General features: G+C 33.5%; 15 protein-coding genes. 2 read left to right on the top strand and 13 right to left on the bottom strand.

Annotated elements, in window-relative coordinates; genetic code table 11:
• A partial coding sequence (locus CUL_RS0100350) for a transposase (protein ID WP_025640196.1) occupies positions 1 to 240 on the top strand: 240 nt, incomplete at its 5' end.
• A gap of 366 nt (positions 241 to 606) precedes the next feature.
• Here the strand turns inward: CUL_RS0100350 and CUL_RS0100345 are convergent.
• From CUL_RS0100345 to cwlD, 13 genes are all read right to left on the bottom strand, one after another.
• Positions 607 to 1308, bottom strand: a complete 702-nt coding sequence (locus CUL_RS0100345; protein ID WP_005583240.1) for an ABC transporter ATP-binding protein — start codon at positions 1306 to 1308, stop codon at positions 607 to 609.
• A gap of 4 nt (positions 1309 to 1312) precedes the next feature.
• Positions 1313 to 2071: an ABC transporter permease gene (locus CUL_RS0100340; protein ID WP_005583239.1), complete on the bottom strand. Its 759-nt coding sequence runs from the start codon at positions 2069 to 2071 to the stop codon at positions 1313 to 1315.
• On the bottom strand, positions 2046 to 3020 hold the full coding sequence (locus CUL_RS0100335) for an ABC transporter substrate-binding protein (RefSeq protein ID WP_005583238.1): 975 nt from the start codon (positions 3018 to 3020) through the stop codon (positions 2046 to 2048). The genes CUL_RS0100340 and CUL_RS0100335 overlap by 26 nt, the downstream gene beginning before the upstream one ends.
• A 94-nt stretch (positions 3021 to 3114) precedes the next feature.
• Complete coding sequence (locus CUL_RS0100330) at positions 3115 to 4860, bottom strand: [FeFe] hydrogenase, group A (protein WP_005583237.1); 1746 nt, start codon at positions 4858 to 4860, stop codon at positions 3115 to 3117.
• Positions 4854 to 6686 carry an NAD(P)-binding protein gene (locus tag CUL_RS0100325; RefSeq protein WP_005583236.1) on the bottom strand — a complete coding sequence of 611 codons (1833 nt, stop codon included), beginning with the start codon at positions 6684 to 6686 and terminating at the stop codon, positions 4854 to 4856. The genes CUL_RS0100330 and CUL_RS0100325 overlap by 7 nt, the downstream gene beginning before the upstream one ends.
• 398 nt (positions 6687 to 7084) lie before the next feature.
• Positions 7085 to 8488, bottom strand: coding sequence for a hypothetical protein (locus CUL_RS0100320; protein WP_005583235.1), 1404 nt, complete (start codon positions 8486 to 8488; stop codon positions 7085 to 7087).
• A 68-nt stretch (positions 8489 to 8556) separates the two neighbouring features.
• Positions 8557 to 9171, bottom strand: coding sequence for a phosphatase PAP2 family protein (locus tag CUL_RS16350; protein WP_005583234.1), 615 nt, complete (start codon positions 9169 to 9171; stop codon positions 8557 to 8559).
• Between the two features lie 147 nt (positions 9172 to 9318).
• Positions 9319 to 10734, bottom strand: coding sequence for a dihydrolipoyl dehydrogenase (gene lpdA / locus CUL_RS0100310; protein ID WP_025640195.1), 1416 nt, complete (start codon positions 10732 to 10734; stop codon positions 9319 to 9321).
• A 10-nt stretch (positions 10735 to 10744) separates the two neighbouring features.
• Entirely contained in the window at positions 10745 to 12199 is a 1455-nt protein-coding gene (gene gcvPB / locus CUL_RS0100305) for an aminomethyl-transferring glycine dehydrogenase subunit GcvPB (protein WP_005583229.1), read from the bottom strand.
• Entirely contained in the window at positions 12196 to 13542 is a 1347-nt protein-coding gene (gene gcvPA, locus CUL_RS0100300; protein WP_005583228.1) for an aminomethyl-transferring glycine dehydrogenase subunit GcvPA, read from the bottom strand. The genes gcvPB and gcvPA overlap by 4 nt, the downstream gene beginning before the upstream one ends.
• A 4-nt stretch (positions 13543 to 13546) precedes the next feature.
• A complete protein-coding gene (gene gcvH, locus CUL_RS0100295) occupies positions 13547 to 13930 on the bottom strand; it encodes a glycine cleavage system protein GcvH (RefSeq protein WP_005583227.1) in 384 nt (127 codons plus the stop codon).
• Positions 13931 to 13962: 32 nt separating this feature from the next.
• Entirely contained in the window at positions 13963 to 15057 is a 1095-nt protein-coding gene (gene gcvT / locus CUL_RS0100290) for a glycine cleavage system aminomethyltransferase GcvT (protein WP_005583226.1), read from the bottom strand.
• A 393-nt stretch (positions 15058 to 15450) separates the two neighbouring features.
• A complete protein-coding gene (cwlD, locus tag CUL_RS0100285; RefSeq protein WP_005583225.1) occupies positions 15451 to 16176 on the bottom strand; it encodes an N-acetylmuramoyl-L-alanine amidase CwlD in 726 nt (241 codons plus the stop codon).
• 165 nt (positions 16177 to 16341) lie between these two features.
• Here cwlD and CUL_RS16345 point away from each other — a divergent pair.
• Positions 16342 to 16762: transposase (locus tag CUL_RS16345; RefSeq protein WP_035142639.1), on the top strand; the 421-nt coding region annotated here is incomplete at its 3' end.

The following is a 16762-nucleotide window of genomic DNA, read 5'->3' as shown; positions in this document are numbered from 1 at the left end:
TATCCTATTGAAATTAGAAAAATAATGTATACTACAAATATAATAGAAGGTTTGCATAGGCAATTTAGGAAAGTTACAAAGACTAAGTCTGTCTTTCCAACTGATTTATCCCTAGAAAAAATGCTATATCTAGCAAGTCAAAATGTTATGAAAAAGTGGACCCAGAGATATAGAAATTGGGACTCTATTCTAAATCAACTGATGATATTTTTTGAAGGAAGGGTAGAACAATATCTTTAAAATTGAAACAATGCACCCTAAATCTATAGAAAAACTTGGGGAATAGGATTTAACAGGTGGTTTCTAGGTAAATAATGGCCTAGGCCATTATTTACCTAGAAACCACCTAACTAAAAAAATGAACACATTTCTCCATGTTTAAAATTATTGCCAAAATTATAAGAATTTATGTATATTTCCCTATAATTTTGGCAAACTAAAACTAAAGTATCAAATTTGAAAAATTATTATCTAAATTAAATCTAAATTTTCTTGTCAGATCAGAGTAATCAAACTTACTTAAAGCACAAAATTTATTACAGTCTCAATTTTCATTTTATCTAAAGCCAGGCAATTTCTCAAAATTACCTGGCCTTATTTAAAATATCAAATCTTCAGTTCTCTTTTTATTAAATCTCCTAACATGATCCTATTTTCAGGTTTTCTGCTAGCAATAGAGGTATTCTCTATAACCCTTTTCACTTTAGCAGGTTTTTCTGTAAGTATAACTATTTTATCTCCTAAGTCCAACGCTTCCTGTATATCATGAGTTACTAAAATACATGTTCTTTTTTCTCTTATTCTTAAACTTTTAAAAATTTCTGTGACAATTTGTTTATTATTGACATCTAAGGATTTAAAGGGCTCATCCATTATAAGAAGTTTTGACGAATAAGCAAAGGCTCTTAAAATATTTATCCTTTGTCTCATTCCACCACTAAGATTATTTGGATAATAATATTTATATTGTTTTAAATTAGCTAATTTCAGATGTTTATCTATGGTATTTTCAATCTGCTTTCTATCCATTTTTCCTTTTAATACAAAACTTAAATTATCATATACATTTTTCCATTCAATCAGTCTATCATCCTGAAAAACGAAAGACATATCCTCATCCTGAAATCCTATTATTTCTCCAGAATCTTTCTCTGTAATCCCCCCTATAATATTTAAAAGAGTAGTTTTTCCACATCCAGAAGGCCCCAAAATGCATGTAGTCCTATTTGGGTCAAAATCAATAGTAATACCTTCTAATACCTTTAAATCACCATAACATTTAGTTATATTTTTTACTTTATATTTCAATTTATCACTTCCATCTATCTACATCCATTAAATATTTTACTCCGTTTATTAAATAATTAAATAATTTGGCAATTAGAAGGATAATAATAATCCAAGCAAAAACTCCTGAAGTGTTTAGATAGGTCTTTTGCAATTGGAGATTACTTCCTATGCCGTACTTGGGCTGGGCTAAAGCTTCTCCTGCAATTACCATCTTTAGATTGATACCTAAAGTAGATGTAAAAACAAGACTTAGATTTAAAAAAATGCTAGGTAAATAGATGTCTTTTATAATAGTTATTTTATCTACCTTATATAATTGTGCCATATCTACAATATCTTTATCTACATCTAATATACCATTCAATACCGTTTCATACAATATGGGAAATACCATAATAAATCCAACAAACATAGGAGCTAATTCATTACTTAACCATATAAGTGCTAGAATAATTATAGCCATAGTGGGTACTGAGCTTAGAAATTTTAATATGGGAACCATTATATTATAAATAATTTTAGAAATACTAGATAAAATCCCTGTTAGCATTGCCAAAGACAAAGATATTAAAAAACCTATTATGCTCCTTATCAAAGAATATTTTATAGTATTTAAGAAATTTGGTTCTTTAATGGTATCTATTAAACTAGCAAAGGTACTTTTGACTGTGGGAAAAATTATTTCGTTGTCAATAATTTTCGACAATAACATCCAAACCATTATTATTATAATCTTTGAAACAATAGATAGCTTTCTATTTTTCAAAATAAATTTCCTCATCAGGAATTTTTCCTCCTATATAATCTGGTGCAAAATCTAATATAGAATCATAATAAATCTCATATTCCTTTTTACTATCTTTTATTGGAAAAGAACCTATATTGATTCGCTCAATTCCTTGCATTATCACTTTTTTCTCTACTCCTAGTTCTAATTCCTCTGCATAATCTCCCAATTCTTCTGGATTTTCATTTGCCCATTCAATGCTTTTCTCATACAAGTCTATAAATTTTTCAACAAACTTTATATTATCTTCTATTAGGTCTGATTTAATTATTAAACTGGCTTGGGGATAGCCTTTATCCGTTCCAGTTATATTGCTCCATTCTTTGTTTAGATCAAATATTATTTTAGCATCATCTTTTTTCATCATTATATTTGTTGCTAAAGGCTCTGCTAAAAGGGCTATATTAGTTTTTCCGCTGATAAATGCAGGACCTACTTCAGATGCAGAATTTAAATAGGTAAGTTTTACATCCTCATCTGGATTAATGCCATTTTGCGAAAGTACAAACCTCAATACTAAATCTGGAGTAAGACCCTTTCCAAAGGCATATATTTCTTTATCCTTTAATTCTTCAAAGCTTTCTATATCTTCTGTAGATGCCAGATATATAGTTCCCCAGGTGGAAGTACCTATTAATTTATAAGAAAGGCCTTTATTAAAGGCTTGAGCCGCTAAATTAGAAGGGACAATTGCTATATCTGCCTCTTCCTTCAATATTTTACTCACTAATAAATCTGGGGATTTTTGCATCCCATAGTTTATAGTTATGTTTTCAGCAATTATTGGATCTTCTTTCATCAGTTTAGCCACAGTTAAAGCCGGAATCCCATCCCTAAAACAAAATTCAATAGTTTCAGGCCTTTTAACTTCTTTTGTCCCACAACTAGTTACTATTGAAAATATAATAATTAAATTAAATAAAAATAGATATTTCTTCTTCATTTTTATACACCTCTTATTGTTTATAGACGCTAATAGTAAAATACCTTATCTATAAAACCTCTAAGTATTAAAAGCCCACTTAGAGGTTTTATAATTATAATTTTTTAGGAGTTATGTTAAATTCCCAGGTACGGTGATCTGTATGAAGTAAACTATGTGCTCTACGAGATAAAGGTCTTTGTAAATAATCTTCATAACATTTAATAACCGAAGGATTTTCATGGGAGAAACGCATCTCATTTATTTTGTCTAAACCATAAAGTACATCAGACCTTTCCTCAGCTAACTCAACCCCATCTTCAATAGGCTGTCCTCCACCACCTGCACACCCTCCTGGGCATGCCATTATCTCAACAAAATCGTATTCCACAATTCCTTTCCTAATAGTTTCAATTAGTCTCCTAGTATTACCTAATCCACTGGCAATGGCAACTCTAATATTTGTTCCAGCTAAATCAAAACTTGCTTCTTTCCAACTGTTCTCTCTCTCCCTTACTTCTTTAAATGCATCTGGATCGGGATTTTCATTGGTAACTAGATAATAAGCAGAACGAAGAGCTGCCTCCATAACTCCCCCCGTTGTACCAAATATGACAGCAGCTCCAGAACTAACACCTAAGGGACTGTCAAATTCCTCCTCTTCTAATACTTCGGGTATAATATGTTCCGCTCTAATCATTCGTGCAACCTCTCTAGTAGTTAGAACAACGTCTACATCCTGCCCTGCACCTGCATCATTTAAAACCGAGACATCGCATTCATATTTTTTTGCTATACATGGCATAATGGATACACAAAATATTCTTTCTGGATCTACATGCAATAACTCTGCATAATAGGTTTTGGAAATTGCCCCAAACATCTGCTGCGGAGATTTGGCAGTTGATAATTGATCTATCATATCAGGATATTGAGATTTAATAAAGCGTATCCATCCCGGACAACAAGAAGTAAATAGCGGAAACTTTTCATTTTCTCTATTGTTGAGCTTTTCAACAAACTCATTTCCTTCTTCCATAATTGTTAAGTCAGCAGAAAAATTGGTATCAAATATATAGTCAAATCCCATCTTCCTTAAAGCTGCTACAAGTCTTTTAACAGTGGCAAATTCCCTGCTAATACCTAAATCTTCTCCCCAAGCTGCTCTTACTGCTGGTGCAATTTGAACTATAGTAATCTTATCTTTATCTGCCAATGCATCAAATACCCTTTGTGTGTCATCCCTTTCCCGTAATGATCCAACTGGACAATGGGTGATGCATTGACCACATAAAGCACAATCTGCTTCTTCAATCCTTCTGTTATACGAAACATCTACATTTGTTCTTGAACCCGTATTGGATAAATCCCATATATGGAGATCCTGTATTTTATCACATATTTGGATACATCGCATACATTTGATACATTTTTCATAATTCCTTACTAAAGGAAAACCTTCCGTCCATTTGGCATAGGGTAGATCTTCTTTATATGGAATATCAATAATCCCTAAATCATTAGCTATAGTTTGTAAACTACAATTTCCACTTCTAACACAGGCTGCACATCTTGCATCATGCTGAGAAAGAATTAGTTCTACATTTACCCGTCTAGTTTCTCGAACTTTAGGGCTATTTGTAAATACTACCATCCCTTCCTCTACTACATTATTACATGCAGTAACCAACCGATTAATCCCTTCTATCTCCACTACACAAACCCTACATGCGCCTATTTCATTTAACTCTTTAAGATAACAGAGATGTGGAATAGGTATATGGTTAACTGCAGCTGCATCTAAGATTGTTGTTCCCTCTGGAACTCTAACTTTTTTATTATCAATGATTAAGTTTACCATTGTTCAATCCTACCCCCTTTAAACACCCCAAAGCCGAAGTGATCACATCTCAAACATCTCCTAGATTCTTGTTGAGCTTCTTCAAGAGTCATTCCACATTCTACTAGATCAAAATCTTGGATTCTATCTGTCACATCTCTTTCCCTCATATTTACGCGTCCACAAGGTATTCTATCAGCCAAACGAGCTTCTGATATCTTAACATCTGTTTCAATAATATGATAGTATCCCAAATAGTTATCTATATTTGCAGCTGCTACCTTACCCGCTGCTATGGCATGAATTACTGTTGCAGGGCCTGATACACAATCACCACCAGCATAAACTCCTGGAACATTCTTGATTCCACCCCAATTCAGGGCATCGATTACTCCTTCTGTTACTGGAATACCCTCTCTCTCCAAAGGTTTTGATTCAATTCCCTGGCCTATAGCAAAAATCAACGAATCACATTCAATCCTTTCTGGATCCTTTTTTGCCTTTACTGGTATTGGCCTATCGCTTTTAATAGTGCTAACAATTTGAGGTTGTACCCACAGTGCTTCAATATGACCCTTGTCATCTATTTCAATTTTCCCTGGTGTATATAGATCATATATCTCACATCCTTCGGCAATAGCACCTTCTATTTCCTCTTTCAAAGCGGGCATATCTACTTTACGCCTACGATAAACAATGGTTACTTTTCTTGCTCTCAAACGGACAGCTGAACGAGCCACATCTATAGCTACATTTCCTCCACCTATAACAACAACGGATTTATCAGCAAGGTCTGGATATTCATCATCTCCTATTTGTCTTAACACTTCTACGGCGGAAACTACTCCTTCTGCCTCTTGCCCTTCTAGTCCAATTTTTTTATCAATATGTGCACCAATAGCAATATAAACAGCATCGAACCTTCGTTTTAAATCAATAATCGATAGTTCTTCACCTACTGTAACTCCAGTATGAACTTTGATTCCAGTCGCAAGAATTGTTTCAATTTCCCTATCTAAAACGTCTCGTGGTAACCTATAACTAGGTATTCCATACCTTAACATGCCACCTAATTTCTGTCTTTGCTCAAATATTTCCACATCATGTCCCATAATGGTCAGATAATAAGCTGCACTAAGACCGCTAGGCCCTCCTCCAACTATAGCTACCTTCTTTCCAGTAGTAGGAGCTTTTTCTTCCGCTAAAACTTCCCCTGCATTTTCCACTGCAAACCTTTTCAATCCTCTAATATTGATAGAATCATCAATCATATTCCTCCTACATCTAGTTTCACAAGGATGTTCACAAACTAAAGCACAAGTAGCTGGCATTGGATTGTCTTTTTTGATCAATCTTACTGCATCAGCATATCTGCCTTCAGCTATTAAGGCAATATAACCAGGTACATCTACTCCTGCTGGACATAGAGATACACAGGGAACCGGTTGATATAAACCAAAGGTGCATCTATTGCGCAATATATGCTCTTCAAAATCATCCCTAAATCCATTAATTCCTTTTAAAACCATATTGGCTGCTTCGTATCCTATAGCACAATCTGCTGAGTAATAAATACTTCTAGCCGTCTTTTCGATAAGTTTAATAGACTCTAGTTCCGCTTCACCATTTAGCACATCTTCTAATAACTTTTCTAACTGGCCTAAACCTATCCTACAGGGAACGCATTTTCCGCAGGTTTGTGCATGGCACATTTTTAAAAAGGAAGATGCCAGATCTATGGGGCATAATCCTGGTGGGCTTGCAATAATACGTCTCTCTAGATCTTTGTATAAGGTTTCAACAGTTGCCTGGGCCTTGTCTCTAGTAATAATACTAAGCCTACTCATCAATTCTTCTCTCCTTTCTTTATAATATTTTTATGCATTCTTTAGAACAAGTAAACTGACTGCTTGTCTAAAAATTCATAATCAAATTATCGAAATACAATTTTTAATATAAACTAAAGTATGTGGTATTTTTAACATTTAGAACTAATATTTTGGGATAAAATGATAGAATTGAAGTTTTAAAATATCTTTTTGGGATTATTATTCTATTCAAAGACAAGTGAATATTGCATAAAATGAAGAACTATCTCAAAAACGATCAGTAATAAGGACATATACATATATTTTGTTTGTAAATATTATATCATAAGTGTAATTTTTATCAAATATATAAACTTTAATTTTCACAATATTAAAACGACTTTATCTTATAAGATAAAGTCGTTAAAGCATTAAACTTATACTAAAAAAATACCCACTATAGTAGTAATAATTAACCCTATCATAACAGGTTTAAAATTCCTTCTAGTCAATTCAAAAGGGTCTACATTACATATAGCTGCAGCTGGTATTACTGCCCAAGGGATTAAAGTCCCACCTCCAACCCAAATGGCGGCAATCTGTCCTAAAGCAGTTAAAGTCTCTATACCTCTACCTATAGCCACTGCAAAAAGCTTGGCAACAGAACCAGTTAAAGCTAAACCGGAAAATCCAGAACCATCCAATCCTGTTATAGCTCCTACAGATGTCAACGTGACTGCACCTACACCTGCATTTAATGGGACTACACTAGCCAATGCTAAACCTAAATCATTAACGATTCCCCGAGAACCCTCAGGAAGCAAATCCCCTAATACAGCTGAAAATCCCTCGCCTCCTAAATAGAAGAATGCAGCTATGGGAATAATGGGCCCAAATATTTGGAATCCAAACTTAAGTCCTTCTACTAAATGTGCTGTTACCTGTTCTAAAATATTGGCTTTATAGGTCACAGCTGAAACTATTATGAGTATAAATACTGCTGTACCACCAATTAAAGCAGTAGCATCTCCTCCTTGTAATTTCATTATTAACATTATTACTACGTCTATGAAGAAAAGAAAAGGGACTAATATTGAAAAAAAACTTTTTATTTTACTAGGTAGTATGCTGTCTAGTTCTTCATTATTATTTTCTCTATTTACTCCAAGCTTCTCCTTCCCCTCGACTTTTAAGATACCTTTTTTCAAATCTCTTCTCAAAAATATATAGGCTGATATAGTAGTTACTAGCCCCATTATGAATACTAGGGGAATACTTGCAGACATAAGTTCTCCAACTGGAATTCCAGCTGCATCTGCCGTTAGTTTTGGTGCGCCTTGAATTATAAAATCACCAGATAGAGCTATCCCATGTCCAAACAAATTCATAGCCATAGCTACCCCAAGAGCTGGCAAACCAACTTCTACTGCTACGGGCAATAAAACTGCTCCCAATAATGCCACTGCAGGAGAAGGCCAAAAGAACCAAGATATAACCATCATTAAAAGTCCAATAATCCAATATGCCAAAGTAGGTGTTTTTATAAGCTTTGAAAAAGGTGATACCATAACTTGACTTATTCCAGTCTTAGTTAGTATTGAACTCATTCCAACTATAATAGAGATTATTAGTATTGTCCCTAGTAATTCCACTATAGCATAGATAAAACTGTTGAATATAGCCATGGTTGATTGAGATAAAGAATTTGTAGCGAAAAAGGATAACAAAAAAATCCCAATTATACATATAAGGCTGGTATCCCTTTTAGCAACCATAAAACCTAGAATCAGAAAGGTAAACACAAGATATAGCCAATGTAAAAGATTTAATTGAACAAACACAATACTCCCTCCTCATAAAATTTTCCTTATACTATCTAAATATGCAAGGAGAGAGTATTGGTTAATGATTATTTAAGAATTAATACTGATTTTATTGATGTATATGTAAATACTAAACCCACTATAAATCCCATTAATACATCGGTAGGCCAATGGACTCCTAAATAGACTCTACTAAAACCAATAATAGTAACGATCACAAAATTAGTGATGAATAAAATTATTCTAGAGCTCCTCTTCTTCCTACCTTTAGATATTAAATAGGTCATAGTAGTATAAAAACTCATAGAAACCATGGCATGACCACTGGGGAAACTATAACCACCTTGCTCAATTAAGAAGTATTCTAAAGGTCTTACTCTAATGAAGGTATTTTTAAAAATAAAATTTACCCCATAAGATCCCAAGGTAGATAGAATTAATAATACTATCCCATTTAAATCTTCATTATTTGCCATAAATAAGAAAATAATTATTCCTAGAGGAAATAAAAAATATGCAGAACCCAAGAAGGTTATTATCTTCATAATTTGAATTCCTTTAATAGATGTCTTGCTATGGACATAATTCATTACAGCCTCATCAAATAGAATTCCTTCTTTAGAATTTCTAACCCATATGCCTGTAACAAAAAATGTAATAATTAGTATTATATTAATTAATATTATTATTTTCTTTTTCATAGTTCCTCCAAAAATAGAATTAAAAAAGGCTTCTATGGAAAGGTTATAAGGAAGCCTTTTTTGAAACTCATGTAGGTCAAGTTCTTTTAAATTATTGTTTACAAGTAAGAACTTTACTATTGGTTATAAAAAGATAGCAGAAACCTGCTATCTTCTTCTTTTTCTTGGTGGTGCAATATGAATTGCCTTGTCCTCCAAACCGTGCACAGCTTCCATAAAAGCTTCACTTAAGGTTGGATGAGCATGTATCGTCCTTGTAATGCTATCAATATCCATATCGTTGGCTATAGCCAATGCCCCTTCATGGATTAAATCATTGGCATGAGGCCCTAATATGGTAACTCCTAAAACTTTATTATCATCCTTAGAAGCATATACCTTAATAAATCCTTCTCCTTCTCCTAAAGATAAGGCTTTTCCGTTAGCAGCAAATAAGAATTTACTTACTTTATAGTCTATTCCTTTTTCTTTTAATTCTTCTTCCGTTAGGCCCACAAAGGCTACTTCTGGCAATGTGAATACACAGTTTGGATAGATATCCAAGTTTATGTCTGGAGTTAATCCCATTATCTTCTCCATTACATATACACCTTGAGCTGAAGCAACATGGGCAAGTTGGATACCTAGATTATTAACATCTCCTATTGCATATATGCCTTCAACTGTGGTTTCGAAGTTTTTATCTACTTCAATACCTTTATGGTCATATTTAACTCCCACATTATCAAGGTTTAGTCCTTCTGTAACAGGTCCCCTACCAGAAGCGATTAAAACTTTATCTCCTACTACTTCAATTTCTTCATCTTTTTTCTTGTATCTAGCAACTACCCGTAGCTTGTCTCCTTCTTTAATTATCTCTTTTGCCCTTATATCTACATAGGTCTCCATTCCTTGTTTCCTGAAAAACATAGGCAATCTTCTAGCTATTTCCATATCTATATTCTTTAATATTCTAGAAGCAAGGAGAATTACTTGAGAACCAAGCTCCTGGTATATACTAGCAAATTCTAGACCTATAACACCTCCACCTATTACAATTAAGGTTTCTGGTATCTCTTCCATTTCTAAAAGATCATCGCTAGTAATAACTCCCTCAAGATCTACACCTTTTGTTTCCGTCATAGTAGGTTTAGAACCCGTAGCAATGACTATGTTGTCTACAGATATTTCTCGAGTTCCTCCATCTTTTAAATTTATTACTATAGTCTCATTATCCTTAATTTGGGCTCTTCCAGGGATAAATTCTATATTTTTGTAAGAGGATATTAGTTGCTCAATACCTTTAACCAATTGGTTTACTATTTTAGTCTTTCTATCCTGTAATGCTTTTCCATCTAACTTAAAATTATCTATTGTGATACCAAATTCTTCTGATTTTTTTAAGGTATGCATTATTTCTGCATTCCTAAAATAGGTTTTAGTGGGGATACAGCCTCGATTGAGGCATGTTCCCCCTACTTCTCTATCTTCAATTAAATATATATTTCCACCTAGTTGAGCTCCTCTTATTGCTGCTACATATCCTCCTGGACCTGCACCAATTACTGCAATATTTTTAGTCAACTATTGACACCTACCCTTCATATTTGAGTACAGGATTCCTTGCTGCCTGCGTTTCGTTCACCCTTCTTACAGGTGTATCATGTGGTGCTTCTTTTAATACCTCTGGATCCTCTTTTGCTTCTTCAGCTATTTTAATCAATGCATCTGCAAACTCATCCAAAGTTTCCTTGCTCTCTGATTCTGTTGGCTCTACCATCAAGGCTTCCCTAACGATCAATGGGAAATAAACAGTTGGTGGATGGTATCCAAAGTCCAACAATCTTTTAGCTACATCTAATGTAGTAACTTCGGATAGATTGCCCTTTAATCCAGCTAAAACAAATTCGTGTTTAAATATAGTGTCTTCTGGTAAATTGTAATGTTCTTTCAATCTATGTCCTAAATAATTGGCATTTAAGACTGCCATTTCACTTGCTTTCTTCAATCCATCTTTACCCATAGTTAAAATATATGAGTAGGCTCTAACCATTATGCTAAAGTGACCATAGAAGTCTTTCATCCTTCCTACCGTGTGAGGTATATCGTAGTTTAGATAATACCTATCTCCATCTTTTTCTACTGTTGGAGTTGGTAAGAAGTCTAATAAAATCTTTTTAACTCCTACTGGACCACTACCTGGCCCTCCTCCACCATGAGGAGTAGAAAATGTTTTATGGATATTAAAATGTACTACGTCAAATCCCATATCACCAGGTCTTGCTTGACCTAAAATAGCATTGGCATTTGCTCCATCGTAGTATAACAATCCGCCAGCTTCGTGTACTAAATCTGCTATTTCCTTAATTTCTCTTTCAAATAATCCTAAAGTATTTGGATTTGTTAGCATTAAACCAGCAACTTCATCGCTTAATGCCGCTTTTAAACTTTCTACATCTACAAGGCCTTCTTCCGTTGATTTAATCTCAATAGTATCGAAACCAGCCATTACAGCTGAAGCAGGGTTGGTACCATGAGCTGAATCTGGTACAATTATTTTAGTTCTCTTAGTGTCCCCTCTATTTTCATGGTAAGCCTTTATCAATGTCAATCCTGTAAGCTCACCATGAGCTCCTGCCGCTGGTTGTAATGTCATTTTATCCATACCGGCTATTTCGCATAGAGCCTTATCCAATTCATACATTAACTTTAGTGCACCTTGTACCGTTTCTTCTGATTGATAAGGATGAAGATTCTTAAAACCATCGAGATTTGCCATATCTTCATTTATCTTTGGATTATATTTCATCGTACAGGAACCTAAGGGATAGAATCCTGTGTCTACACCAAAGTTTTTATTTGAAAGGTTTGTATAATGCCTTATTATATCAACTTCACTAACTTCCGGAAGGTTTAGTTCATGATCATTTAAGTATTCTGCAGGAATTAATTCTTCTATTGCTACATCTTCCACATCATTTTCTGGAAGTCTGTATGCTTTTCTTCCTGACTTTGATAATTCAAATATTAATTTATTATACTTTCTCATTTTATCCCCTCCAATACAGAACTTAATTTATCAATTTCTTCTTTTGTCCTCTTCTCTGTAACTGCATAGAGTACTCCATTTTTATATTGGGGATAATCTTTTTCTAATGGGTATCCTCCCAGTATATTTTCATCTAATAGTCCTTTATTTATCTGGTCTACCTCTATATCGCTAGTAACTGCAAATTCTTTGAAAAATGGTTTGTCGAATAAAGGCTTAAACTTACCAGACTTAGTAATTTGATTAAAGGCATAATGGGCTTTTTGTGTTGCCTGAAGTGCTAATTCTCTTAAACCTTTTTTACCTAAAGTAGTAAGATATACTGCAGCAGCTAATGTATTTATACCTTGGTTAGAGCAAATATTGGAAGTAGCTTTCTCCCTTCTTATATGTTGCTCTCTTGCCTGTAATGTAAGTACAAAAGCTCTATTTCCATCTTCATCTACAGTTTCTCCAACGATCCTTCCTGGTAGTTTTCTCATATGAGCCTTGTTTACTGCAATAAATCCAAGGTATGGTCCACCAAATTGTAATGGAATACCCAATGGCTGACCTTCACCTACTACTATATCTGCCCCTAAAGAACCTGGAGATTTAAGTATTCCTAGGGATATTGGGTCTACAGATGTAATAAATAAAGTTCTCTTCTGGCTATGAACTATTTCTCCAATACCTTCTAAATCTTCTATTACGCCAAAAAAGTTTGGGCTTTGAACTATTACCGCAGCTGTTTTATCAGACAACTGTTCTCTTAATTGATCAGTATTAGTTACACCATCTTCACCCTCAATTTCGATTACTTCTATTCCTTGAAGATGGGCATAAGTTTTTAATACTTCTCTAGATTCTGGATTGACAGTTTTGGATACTAGTATCTGGTCTCTCCTAGTTATATTTGCTGCCATAAACGCTGCCTCGGCCACTGCAGTTCCTCCATCATATAGTGAAGCATTGGATACATCCATCCCTGTTAAATTAGCTATTAAAGTTTGATACTCAAATATATACTGTAAAGTACCCTGGCTTATCTCCGCTTGGTAGGGAGTATAGGATGTATAAAATTCGCTCCTTGAAGTAATATGCCCAACTATTGAAGGAATGTAATGGTCATATGCCCCAGCCCCTAAAAAACATGTCAATTGATTTGTAGAAATGTTTTGTCGAGATAATTCAATTAAGTATCTGGATACTTCTAATTCCGACATGGAAGGTTTCAGGTCTAATTCTCTTTTAAGTTTAACGTTTTCTGGTATATCGCTGAATAGGTCTTCCATCGAATCAAAGCCAATATATTCCAACATCCTCTTCTCATCATCTTTTGTATTTGGGATGTAAGGATACATACCTTTATACCTCCTCATCTAAAAACTTTTCGTATTCATCACTTGTCATCAATTCATCTAATTGGGATTTGTCAGTTAGTTCAATTTTTACAATCCAAGCTTCATATGGATCTTGGTTTATTAATGCTGGATCATCCAATAACTCTTCATTTACAGCCGTAACCTTACCATCAACTGGCATGAAAACATCAGCAGCTGCTTTTACTGATTCTACTGCAGAAAAAACTTCCTCTTTACCAAATTCATCGTCAACTTCTGGTAATTCTACATATACAATATCTCCTAATTGATCTTGTGCATAATCACTTAAACCAACATAAGCTTCATCCCCATCAACTTTTAACCACTCATGGTCATTTGTGTAATATAAACCTTGTACTACTTTCATTATTTAGCCCTCCTTAATTATCCTTATATTATTTATTTCTTTAAAAATTTTCTGCTGATTATTTTAGCCTTTACAGGCCTATTTCTAATCATTACATCTACTTCGTTTCCCAATTCTATTTCGTTAATATCTATTAAGGCATTTCCTATGCTTTTCTTTAAAGTTGGTGACATATAGCCCGTAGTTACGTGACCTATCTTTTTACCCTCTTTATATACTTCATAGCCTTCCCTTGGTATACCTCTTTCAAGCAATTCAAAACCAGCAACCTTCCTTGTTAAACCCTCTTTCCATTGCTTGTTAAGAGCTTCTTTTCCAATAAAATCTTCTTCTTTGTCTAATTTAACGAAGAATTTTAATCCACCTTCTAATGGTGTAATATCTTTGGAAATTTCATTTCCATATAAAGGCATTCCCGCTTCAAATCTAAGAGTATCCCTACATCCTAAACCTGTTGGCTTAATACCATCTTCTTTTCCTGCTTCTAGTATATCGTTCCAAATTTTTACAATACCTTCTGCTGGAGAATATACTTCAAACCCATCTTCTCCAGTATAGCCGGTACGGGAAACCATACATTCTATGCCTGATATATTAACTTTTCTATTGAAATGGAAAGGTTTAATACTTGACAAATCTGTATCGGTAAGTTTTTGTAATATTTTTTCTGATTTAGGACCTTGGATTGCCACTTCTCCTATCTGGTCCGATTTATTTTCAATAATAATATTGAAATCTTTTTTGTTGTCAATCATCCATTTGAAATCTTTGTCTGTATTAGCAGCATTGACTACAAGAAGATATTCTTCTTCACTATACTTATAGACTAGAAAATCGTCGACTACACCTCCATCAGGATAGCACATGAAAGTGTAAATTATTTGATCTGTTTCGATAGATGCAATATCATTTGTTAATAAGTACTGTAAATAAGCTAATGCGTCTTTACCCTTTACTACAATTTCCCCCATGTGTGATACATCAAATAATCCTGCTGCATTTCTTACTGCTTCGTGTTCTGGAATTAGACCTTCGTATTGTACTGGAAGGAACCACCCTGCATAATCAACTATTTTCCCCCCAAGCTTTACATGCTCATCATAAAGGGGAGTCTTCTTTGCTACCATTTTACCACTCCTTCCTAATTTTTACATTCACTTTGCACATATTATATGTTACCCAAAAAACCTTTTTTAAAACAAACAAACAATTTTAAAAAAGGTCTGTAAAAAATCTCATTGACTTTATTATACAAGAGAAGGATTAAGAATGCAATATTGTTATTTAAGAAACAATGGATTTTTGTTAATTATTTCACATGTATTTTATTTTATATATTTATATTTAGTCATTCAAAATTGAAAATATATTTTATCCACTTTATCCACATTATCCACAATTAGTAGTGGATAACTTATGTAAACTGTAGATTTAGCATAATATGAACCATAACACATTAGGAATTTACATAATATTTTTATATCCACATTCTTTTATATTATCCACAGACATTATCCACATTAAAAATTATATCCTCCACTTACTTGAGTAAAATATTTCATAATCCCTATATATATAGCCCAAGCTATTTTTTCTTGATATTCTTCCGTGTTAAGGAGCTTTTCTTCTCTAGGATTTGATAGAAAACCACATTCTATAAGGACAGACGGCATATTAATTTCATTAAGTAAAAATACATCCTCTTTTTCTTGAGGTAAACGATGATTGTTTATATCTAGAACATCCCTTAGTTCATCTTGAATATAAGTAGCCAATAGTTTACTATCTTCATCGTTTTTTCTGTAAAAAGTCTGAGCACCATAATATTGAGACTCTCTAAAGCTATTTAGATGGATGGTGACAAATATGTGACAGTTAGCATCTTCTACTATTTCCTTCCTATTATGAAGGTCTTCAGTTTTCATTTCCTTTAAATTTTTTGATTTTTTTGTATATAATCCATCCTTTGTCTCCCTGGTCATAATAACCCTACCGCCATTTTGTTCTATAAATCTCTTTAGTTTTATCCCTATTTTTAAATTTATCTCGTCTTCTTTAACGCCACTTACACCTATTGCCCCAGGATCAACGCCGCCATGACCTGGATCTATTCCCACTATTTTATCGGCTATAGGAATGTAGGATACAGGCTTTACCTTGTTATTGAACATAGCTAGTAAAATTGTTATTATTAAAAGGAAAAAAACAAAGATATAAATATATTTTTTATTAATAAGAATAATCATCACCTAATCCCCCCTTGTATTGAATATATTTAGCTCGTTGCAGAACCCTACAACTCGCATATTTACTACATTTATTTATATTGAAATGGCTAGGATCCCCCCATTTTGGGTATATATACAGTACTAAGATGTGTATAACTCAAAACAAATAGAAAGGAGAATCCTATGCCAGTTTCAGCTAAACAATTAAACTTTACTGATATTTCTACTGAATTTGATAAGTTTTACAATAAAAATCAAAACAATTTACTTGGTTTGTTAGACCAATTCATTAATATTAGTGATTTTATTCCATTTTCTTTTTACCAAAAATATTATTCTCATTTTGGTAGAAAAAGAAATTTCTCTTTAGAGTCTATGATTAACGCCTTTATTCTTAAAAATATTTTATCTCTTCCTTCTATCGATCTATTGATTTCATTACTTAATATTTCATCTGAAATGCGTCAATTTTGTGGATTTCTCAAGGTTCCTCATAAGTCTCAATTCTCTAGGTTTAAGGTTAATTTCTTTGATGCTTTAAACGACTTATTCAATAATCTTGTTGATGTAACTGAAGAAATTTCTAAGGATATCAATCCATTTT

Origin of the sequence: [Clostridium] ultunense DSM 10521, assembly GCF_000511955.1 — a bacterium.
GTDB classification, from domain to species: domain Bacteria; phylum Bacillota; class Clostridia; order Tissierellales; family Tepidimicrobiaceae; genus Schnuerera; species Schnuerera ultunensis.
The sequence above is the reverse complement of the archived record's forward strand: the minus strand, read 5'-3'. Positions and strand labels throughout refer to the sequence as shown.

Excerpts from the sequence above, each read along its gene's own strand:
- CUL_RS0100340 (WP_005583239.1), bottom strand. The coding sequence starts at position 2,071 with ATGAGGAAATTTATTTTGAAAAATAGAAAGCTATCTATTGTTTCAAAG.
- cwlD (WP_005583225.1), bottom strand. The coding sequence starts at position 16,176 with ATGATTATTCTTATTAATAAAAAATATATTTATATCTTTGTTTTTTTC.
- gcvPA (WP_005583228.1), bottom strand. The coding sequence starts at position 13,542 with ATGTATCCTTACATCCCAAATACAAAAGATGATGAGAAGAGGATGTTG.
- CUL_RS0100335 (WP_005583238.1), bottom strand. The coding sequence starts at position 3,020 with ATGAAGAAGAAATATCTATTTTTATTTAATTTAATTATTATATTTTCA.
- CUL_RS16350 (WP_005583234.1), bottom strand. The coding sequence starts at position 9,171 with ATGAAAAAGAAAATAATAATATTAATTAATATAATACTAATTATTACA.
- CUL_RS0100330 (WP_005583237.1), bottom strand. The coding sequence starts at position 4,860 with ATGGTAAACTTAATCATTGATAATAAAAAAGTTAGAGTTCCAGAGGGA.
- CUL_RS0100325 (WP_005583236.1), bottom strand. The coding sequence starts at position 6,686 with ATGAGTAGGCTTAGTATTATTACTAGAGACAAGGCCCAGGCAACTGTT.
- gcvH (WP_005583227.1), bottom strand. The coding sequence starts at position 13,930 with ATGAAAGTAGTACAAGGTTTATATTACACAAATGACCATGAGTGGTTA.
- gcvPB (WP_005583229.1), bottom strand. The coding sequence starts at position 12,199 with ATGAGAAAGTATAATAAATTAATATTTGAATTATCAAAGTCAGGAAGA.
- gcvT (WP_005583226.1), bottom strand. The coding sequence starts at position 15,057 with ATGGTAGCAAAGAAGACTCCCCTTTATGATGAGCATGTAAAGCTTGGG.